The sequence below is a fragment of the Martelella mediterranea genome, assembly GCF_004342225.1.
Lineage (GTDB): Bacteria > Pseudomonadota > Alphaproteobacteria > Rhizobiales > Rhizobiaceae > Martelella > Martelella mediterranea_B.
This window is the reverse complement of the sequence record NZ_SMAR01000067.1, coordinates 1-8671: the sequence shown is the minus strand read 5'-3', so window position 1 is coordinate 8671 and position 8671 is coordinate 1. Positions and strand designations below refer to the sequence as shown.

Here is an 8671-nt window from a genome sequence, read left to right as displayed (position 1 = left end):
CATTGGCAGCCGGTCGAAGCAATATAGAAGATCGCGTTGATGACGTCACGCAGGCAGGTCTTGCGGGGCCTGCCGAGCCGTCGCCCTTTCGGCAGCAACGATGAAATCAACTCCCATTCCCGATCCGTCACATCGCTTGCATAGCGGGCTGATTTGCGGACATATTGCCGCCGGGTGATTTCGGTCCAGGCCATCGTGTGCTCCATCGTTTCTTCGCAAATCCGATGGAATCACATCCTGCTGAAATCACTCAACTCTTTTTGGGTCAGGCTCTTAGTTTCAATTATATTGAAGAAATAAAAGTAGTATTGTGAAAGCCTTCTGCTATTTCGGGGTTGGCAGGGTCGGCTTCTTTCGCTGGCAAAGCGCCGCCTTTTGTCGGAGATATCCCGAACGCAGGCGGACTGTGCTGTCTATCCGGGGAGACGAATAAAGATCTCGTAGTTTTTTCCGGGTTCCACCTCGTCCAATCTGTTTTCTGCAAGCGGAACGGCGTTGACGGTTATGGCTGGCTTTGCCAACGAGGCATCTCTTTCGACGCTGACCCTGAAGGTCGCACCGCGGAACACCCTACTGAAACGGAATGACGCCCACTCCCCCGGTGGCTGCGGGTCGATGATCACGCCGTCGTCGTCGCCGCGTAATCCGCAGAGCTGCTCGATGACCAGACGGTAGTACCAGGAGGCGGTTCCGGTGTTGAACAGGTTGCTGGAGCGGCCGGCCGTGCGCGGATACTGGTAATAGGCGCCGCGATAATAGTTCGGGACGTAAAGCGGCAATTGCCCACGGGTCCTGATGTCCTGGGCGTCCGGTCGCGTCAGCATCTTGGAGAGCACTGCAAAGCCGCGTTCCTTTTCTTTGATGTGGTAGAGCGATGCGGCGTAAAAGGCGGCTGCGTGATTGTAGACCGCGCCATTTTCGCCGTTGCCAGGCCATTTCTGCGTCACTCGGCCGACATCGTCGCGCATCGCCGTATAGGCCGGCGCAAACATGGTCGCGCCATAAGGCGTATCCAGCTGATCGTTGATTGCCTGCAGCATGCTGGTCTTTTGGGCATCATCGGCAGTGCCGGCGAGAAAGGCCCAGCTCTGGGCATTCAGATAGATACGACCTTCCGTGTCGGCCTGCACGCCGAAAGCGATCCCGTCATCGGTGATGCCGCGGGCATACCATTTTCCATCCCAGAGGTAGCGATTGATGCTCTCGTTGAGCTTGCCGGCTTCCTGCTCAAGCCATTTCGCTGTGTCATAGTCGTTTTCCGTGCGGCAGATGTCAGCCCAGGTCGTCATCGCATAGCTTGCTGCTTCCGCCAGCCAGCCGGAAACGCCCTTGCCCTTGTAGCCGACCATGTTCATCGGGTCGCACCAGTCCCCCTGGGCGATATAGGGCAGGTTGCGTTCATCGACCTCACCAGCGAGAAAGCGCAGCGCCCGCGTCACATGTTCGTAAAGCGTGGCTTCTTCATCGCTGTCGGTCCAGGCAATTCTTTCACCGAGGATTGCGCGGTCGCCGGTCTCGTCGAGATAGGCCTTGGTGGCAATAACCAGCCAGACGGCGTGGTCGGTATGCGGGATCTGGTTGATATATTTCAGCTCGGTATCGGGCCGCAGCAGAATGCCGTCCGGCACCTTGCCGGAGAAAAACTGCTGGCTGGCGGTCCTGAGGATCGCGGCCCGCGTCCGCTCCGGCGCGATGAAGATCATGCCGAGACCGTCCTGCAGATAGTTGCGGGTCTGCGGATCGGTGGTCAGGCGATGGGTGTCGCCGTGGTAATAGACCTGGCGCGGCAGCCAGTAATTGACGAAGTGGTCGAAGTCATCGTCGGGTGTGTGAATCTCCAAGCTCCCGAGCCCGGAGCGGATGTAGTCGTCATAGTCCTGCCGGACGGTTTCAAGGCTGCCCTCGATATACTTCTCCGTCAGCGCCGCAATTTCGGATTTGTCGAAGGCCGGGCCGAAAACAAAGCGAAAATCCTCGGTCGCACCGGCGTCCAGAGAAAGATCCCATTGCATGATGCCAGCCGGGTTCTCGTAGCTGGCATCGCCGCCCCCAAGGTGCCTGCCATCCTGCAGGGCTGACGGGTTGTGCAACCCGCCTTCTCCCTCGAATGCCACCTGTGCAACCTCGAAATGGTCGGGTTTTCGGTCTGCGGCAAAGAAGGTGATGTCTTTGAGGTGCTTGTTTTTGAAGTATTGTTCGACCTTCTGGTAAGGCGTCACACTGGTGCAGACGATGGCGTTCAGATCGGCGTCGAAATGACCGCCGCGATTCATCCAGGATGAATAGCCGACCGGAAAGAACGGAACGAAGGAAAGGGACTTTTTCTCGTCCGTCAGGTTGGTGATCCGCACCGACCAGATTTCGGCGACATCCTCGACCGGGAGATCGAGCCGCAGTTCAACGCGCACGCCGTCCTTTTCGATCACCCAGCGAATATCCGAAATGCCGGGTTCGAAACTGAAATGATCGAGTTTGGCCCGCACAGGCTCGTAGGGCGCGGAAAACAGGTCGCCGGTCTCATTGTCCCGAATATAGAAAAACCGGCCGGGATGATGCGGGAAATAATCCTGTTCCGGCTGCATGAAGGTCTGTGCGGCAATGGTAGGAACATGGGCGTATTTGCGCGGTTCGGGATCCATATACTGGCTCACGGCGTAGCCGCGGGCGCTCATCTGGATCATCATCTTGCGGTTCCAGAGATAGCTTGCGGCGTTGGGCGCCAGTGTCGGGTCATTCAGACGGAAGCGCCGTCCGCTCTCGATAAAGGAAGTCATCCTGTTCTCGTTGCGTTGGTGTTTGCATTCGGCCCTCAGCCCAGTGCGGCTGTCGAGCGCCTGACGCATAGCGAGGGCTCGAACCGCTCCTGAAAGGGAAGGTCGGTGTCGTAGGTGAGATTGAGCAATTGGCGGCAGGCCGAGCGGGCCATCTCATCGATCGGGGCGTGGATGGTGCTCAGCGGCGGTGCGGTATAGGCGGCGAAATCGACATCGTCATACCCGAGAACCGAAACGTCGCGTGGCACCGAAATGCCGCGATTGTTCAGCTCAGAAATCAAAAGCATGGCGACCTTGTCGTTTCCGCAGAATACGGCTGTGAAATCGAGGTTCATGTCCAGAAAAGCGCTGACCAGACGTTCGGCGGCGGCGTAGCTGAAGGCACCTTCGACGACGCAATCCTCCGGGACGGAGCGGCCGAGCTTGGCCATTTCGTCCAGGAAACCATCGTGGCGCTGACGGGCGTCCTGCGCGGAAAGCCGGCCGGTGATCACCGCGATCTTCTTGTGGCCAAGCTCGACAAGATGGCGCGCTGCCAGCCGGCCTCCCAGTTCATGATCGATGAAGAAACACCGTCCGGCGAGCGCATCGGCCTGATGGTTGAGAAGGACGAGATTGGCAAAGTGTTCGCAGGTGCGCGCCAGCTCAAATGTGCCCTGAAGCGAACAGGACATCAGGATACCGTCGCAATCGCGGTTGACCAGATAGTCGAAATGCGCGCGACGGTCGGCATCGGACTTGGCATCCTCGGCATTGGCTAGAATCATGTGCTTGTTGTGGAGGCGCAGCTCCTGCTCAACCGCACGGATGATCATGTGATAATAGGGCCCTTCGAGCGAGGGCACCCAAACACCGATCAGATCGGACCGGCGTGAGGAAAGCGACCGCGCCATGCTGTTCGGACGATAGTTGAGCTGCTTGATGGCGCGTTCGATCTTCTCGGCCGATTTCTTAGAAACGGAACCGTTTCCAGAAATATAACGTGAGACCGTTCCCGATCCAACGCCCGCTAACTTCGCGACGTCTTTCACCGTGGCCATTTCTGAACTTCCCTCCGCCCGTTACCTAATGCGCCTCGCCATATTTTGTTATTATTCAACGAGTTTTAGCCAATTACAACATCCCGAATGGTAGGCACGCATCTTTTTTGCAGGGACCATTGACAAAATCAAGTGCCTGCCATTGTATTTGGAACCGATCCCATTTTTGAGATCGCTATCACTTTTGACCGGACCATACGGTCCCTCAGATGACCCTTTGGGGAGGACACATGTATATTTTGAAGAATGCCGCATCCGCTCTGGCGCTGACTGTGGCAATGGCTGGCGCTGTGCACGCGCAGGAGCCGCTTGACGCCGAAGTTATTCACTGGTGGACATCCGGCGGTGAATCCGAGGCAATCGGCGTTTTTGCCGATGCCTACAATCAGGCAGGCGGTAACTGGCAGGACAGCGCCGTTGCCGGCGGTTCGGCCGCGCGCAGCGCCGCCATCAACCGCATCATCGGTGGCGATCCGTCGACGGCAGCCCAGTTCAACACCTCGCAGCAATATCACGAGATCGTTGAGGAAGGCCTGCTCAACGATATCGACGCCGTGGCGACGGAGAACAACTGGGATCAGATCCTGCCCGAGCCGATCGTCAACGCCGTCAAGATCGACGGCAAATACTATGCCGCGCCGGTCAATATTCACATGCCGTTGTGGTTCTGGTACTCGATCGATGCGCTGAATGAAGCTGGCGTCGAAAATCCGCCCGAAAGCATGGACGAATTCTTCGCCGCGCTCGACAAGCTTCAGGAAGCCGGCATCACGCCGCTTGCTCTTGGCGGCCAGCGCTGGCAGGAAAACTCGCTGTTCTCGGCGATGCTGACCAATGTCGGCGGAGGCGAACTCTGGGAGGCTGTCTACGCAGACAAGGATGAAGACGCCATTCATTCGCCGGAATTCCGCGAGGTCATAGAAACCTTCATCGCGCTGAAACCCTATGTCGATTCGGCTTCCCCGGGCCGGAACTGGAACGACACCACCGCCATGCTGATCAATGATGAAGCTGGCTTCCAGGTCATGGGCGACTGGGCCAAGGGTGAGTTCAAGCAGGCCGGCAAGGAAATCGGCACAGACTATGGTTGCCTGCCCGGCCTGCGTCCGGATTCCCCCTACGTTCTTGGCGGCGACGTCTTCGTCTTTCCCAAGACAGACGATGCCGAACAGATCAAGGCACAGCGCCTGCTCGTCGAGGTCATGACGGATCCGGAAACACAGGTCGAGTTCAACAACCTCAAGGGCTCGATCCCGATCCGCTCCGACGTTGACGAAAGCAAGCTCGACGCCTGCGCCCAGCTTGGTCTTGAAATCATGTCGGATCCGAGCCGTCAGGCGCCGGACGCTTCGCAGATGATGGCCGAATACATCTATGGCTCTGTCCAGGATGTCGTCACCGAACTGTGGAACACCGACATGTCTGTCGATGAGGCCGTCGATCGCTTCGACCAGGCCCTCAACGGCTGATCCATTCAATCGGGAACAACAAAGCGGGAAGGGGGCACGATGTCTCCTTCCCGTTTTCAAGGGAGGTTCCGTTGTACGCCGCCGCCTTCACCCGGCATATCAGGCGCAACCTGTTTGCCTATATCGCCTTGCTGCCGATGGCCGCCGTCGTCATCTTCGCCTATCTGGGAACGATGCTCTGGTCCGTCCGGCTTTCGTTTTCCAGCTCACGGCTTCTGCCGAAGGACGACTTTGTCGGTTTTGACCAGTATACGAGGCTTTTTGAAACCTCACGCTGGATCACGTCGCTGGAAAATCTGGCGATTATCGCATTCTTTTTCCTGCTGATCTGCTTTGTGCTTGGCACGCTTCTGGCGATCTTCATCGACCAGAATGTGCGCGCGGAAAGCCTGTTCAGGACGGTCTTTCTCTACCCCTATGCGATGTCCTTCGTTGTCGCGGGCCTGATCTGGCAATGGATCCTCAATCCCGATCTCGGCATTCAGGCGACCATGCGCGACCTCGGCTTCCCGAATTTCGTGCTCGACTGGACGGTCAACCCGGACAAGGTGCTCTACGCGATCATCCTGGCAACGGTCTGGCACGGTTCCGGGCTGGTCATGGCGCTGATCCTGGCGGGGCTTCGGGGCATCGACACCCAGATCTGGTCGGCGACCCGCATCGACGGTATTCCGCCGTGGCGCGTTTACCTCTCCATCATTCTGCCCATGCTTCGGCCGATGATCATCACCTCGCTGGTGCTGCTGTCGATCTCGATCGTCAAGATGTATGACGTCGTCGTGGCCATGACCAATGGCGGACCCGGAACGGCGAGTGAGGTGCCGGCCAAATTCATCATGGATAACCTGTTCGAGCGCGCCAATATCGGTCTTGCCACCGCCGCCTCGACCGTGCTGCTGATCACCGTTCTGCTGATCATGGTGCCGGTTCTCTATTCCCAGTATTTCCGCAAGAACGGGAGGGCATCATGACTGCGCCATCCGTCGCGAAACGCCCGGTCAAGGCCGAGCACGTCTGGGGACGCTTCGGTGTCTACGGATTTCTGTTCTTCGTCGCGCTGTTCTTCCTGCTGCCGCTCTACGTGATGCTTGTCACGTCGTTCAAAAGCATGGACGAAATCCGTCTCGGGCTGATCTTTGCTCTGCCCCAGAATTTTTCGCTCGACGCCTGGATCAAGGCGTGGACGAGCGCCTGCACCGGGCTTGACTGCACCGGCCTTCAGGTCGGCTTTTTCAACTCGGTCAAGATTTTGATCCCGAGCGTCATCCTCTCGATCCTGTTCGGCGCGGTCAACGGCTATGCCCTGTCCTTCTGGCGGGTGAAGGGGGCGAATGTGCTGTTCGCCTGCCTGCTGATGGGTTCGTTCATTCCCTATCAGGTCTTTATCTATCCGCTGGTGCGCTTTTATGCCCAGGCCGGCATCTACGGTTCGCTTCCAGGCATCGTGCTGACCCACATCATCTTCGGCATGCCGGTGATGACGCTGCTGTTCCGCAATTATTACACGGGCCTGCCGATGGAGCTGTTCAAAGCCGCCCGCATTGATGGCGCCGGTTTCTGGAAGATCTTCTTTTCGATCATTCTGCCGATGTCGGTTCCGATCACGATTGTCGCTGTCATCATGCAGGTCACCGCGATCTGGAACGACTTCCTGCTTGGTCTGGTGTTCGCCGGTCGCGACAACCTGCCGATGACCGTCCAGCTTAACAACATCGTCAACACGACCACGGGCGAGCGCGCCTACAACGTCAACATGGCGGCAACCATCCTGACCTCGCTGGTCCCGCTTGTCGTCTATCTGGTTTCCGGCCGCTGGTTCGTGCGCGGCATCGCCTCCGGCGCCGTGAAAGGATAAGTCCCATGAGTTCTGTAGCCATTGAAAATCTCGACATTCGCTACGGCAGCGTGCATGTCGTCAAAAGCCTCGACCTTGAAATCAAGGATGGCGAGTTTCTGGTTCTGCTCGGTCCCTCGGGCTGCGGCAAATCCACGCTGCTCAACGCAATCGGCGGGCTGACCGATGTCAGCGGCGGTACGATCCACTTCAACGACAAGGACGTAACCTGGGTCGACCCCAAGGATCGCGGTATTGGCATGGTGTTCCAGTCCTATGCGCTCTATCCGACGATGAGCGTCGAGCGGAACATGTCCTTCGGCCTGAAGATAGCCGGCGTGCCGAAGGCCGAGATCGACAAGAAGGTGAAATGGGCGGCCGAACTGCTGCAGATTACCCATCTGCTCGACCGCAAGCCCTCGGCGCTTTCGGGCGGTCAGCGTCAACGCGTCGCCATCGGCCGCGCGCTTGTCCGTGACGCCGACATCTTCCTGTTCGACGAACCGCTTTCCAACCTCGACGCCAAGCTGCGTGCCGAATTGCGTCTGGAAATCAAGAAGTTGCACAAGGCGCTCGGCTCAACCATGATCTACGTGACCCACGACCAGATCGAGGCGCTGACGCTTGCCGACCGGATCGCGGTGATGAAGGACGGCATCATCCAGCAACTGGACACGCCGCTGAATGTCTACAACAAGCCGGCCAACGAGTTTGTTGGGACCTTCCTCGGTTCTCCGGCAATGAACAAGATTGCCGGGGCGTTTTCTGCCGAGAATGACGGCCTTGTCTTCAGGTCCGGATCGTTCAGCCTCGATGTCAGCGGATATCCCTTTGCCGGAAAGGTCGAGGACGGCCAGAAGGCGACACTTGGCCTCAGGCCGGAACACCTGCGGCTTGCCCGTGAGGGAGACGCTGCATGGAGCGGAACCGTGTCGCTCGTCGAGCCGATGGGCAGCGATATTCTGGCCTGGTCGGATTTCGACGGCATCACGCTCTCGCACAGGCTGAGCCAGGAAGAACATTGTGACGTCGGCGAGCCGGTTTCGGTCACGGCGGATGTCAAAAAGGCGTCCTTCTTCGAGGAAAATATGGGCGCTCGTCTTTAGAGCATCAGGCGCTCAGGTGCTGCGCTGCATACGCGCTAAATTCCGTCGGAATGAACGGGCCTTTTGCGAGCCTGCGCTTTCGGCACAGAGCGGCTGACATGGCTTCAGCCGCTTGCCGGTTTTCTGATCTATTTCGTTCCGTCCGTTTTTGTGATAAACCCTACATTCATGCTGAAGGGCGCTCCTACCGAGATAGCGATCACTCAGGATCTTCGCTGGCCTCCTATGTGCTGCTCTGGTAAACCGCACAAGGTCGCCATCACTGCGTCGTCCTCAAACTCCTTGTAATCGCGAATGCGCTCATCACATCAGGGCAGAATTGATCCGCTCAGGTCGTCTAAGAAATACAGCGACTAGAGCATCGGGCGATTAGTCTGCAACGCATGCTGTTGATTTGAAGTAGTTCCAGCATTCCTGTGGTGAGAACAGTGCGCACACGTGGCCTACA

General features: G+C 57.9%; 7 protein-coding genes. 4 read left to right on the top strand and 3 right to left on the bottom strand.

Annotated elements, in window-relative coordinates; genetic code table 11:
- The 3 genes from EDC90_RS20050 to EDC90_RS20040 all read right to left on the bottom strand — a co-directional run.
- On the bottom strand, positions 1-194 hold a 194-nt coding region (locus EDC90_RS20050; protein WP_132314291.1), incomplete at its 3' end, for a transposase.
- Between the two features lie 219 nt (positions 195-413).
- Positions 414-2774 (bottom strand): GH36-type glycosyl hydrolase domain-containing protein, encoded by a 2361-nt coding sequence (locus EDC90_RS20045; protein WP_132314290.1) that lies wholly within the window; start codon positions 2772-2774, stop codon positions 414-416.
- A 35-nt stretch (positions 2775-2809) separates the two neighbouring features.
- The gene (locus EDC90_RS20040) at positions 2810-3814 is read right to left on the bottom strand and encodes a LacI family DNA-binding transcriptional regulator (RefSeq protein ID WP_132314289.1); all 1005 of its coding nucleotides are present in this window, start codon (positions 3812-3814) and stop codon (positions 2810-2812) included.
- A gap of 230 nt (positions 3815-4044) precedes the next feature.
- On the opposite strand from EDC90_RS20040, the gene EDC90_RS20035 reads away from it, so the two are divergent.
- From EDC90_RS20035 to EDC90_RS20020, 4 genes are all read left to right on the top strand, one after another.
- Positions 4045-5283 carry an ABC transporter substrate-binding protein gene (locus tag EDC90_RS20035; RefSeq protein WP_132314288.1) on the top strand — a complete coding sequence of 413 codons (1239 nt, stop codon included), beginning with the start codon at positions 4045-4047 and terminating at the stop codon, positions 5281-5283.
- Positions 5284-5354: 71 nt separating this feature from the next.
- A complete protein-coding gene (locus EDC90_RS20030) occupies positions 5355-6254 on the top strand; it encodes a carbohydrate ABC transporter permease (RefSeq protein WP_348633718.1) in 900 nt (299 codons plus the stop codon).
- Positions 6251-7138, top strand: a complete 888-nt coding sequence (locus EDC90_RS20025; protein WP_207903977.1) for a carbohydrate ABC transporter permease — start codon at positions 6251-6253, stop codon at positions 7136-7138. Before EDC90_RS20030 ends, EDC90_RS20025 begins: the two co-directional genes overlap by 4 nt.
- A gap of 5 nt (positions 7139-7143) precedes the next feature.
- The gene (locus EDC90_RS20020) at positions 7144-8223 is read left to right on the top strand and encodes an ABC transporter ATP-binding protein (protein WP_132314287.1); all 1080 of its coding nucleotides are present in this window, start codon (positions 7144-7146) and stop codon (positions 8221-8223) included.
- The last annotated feature ends 448 nt before the right edge of the window (positions 8224-8671 follow it).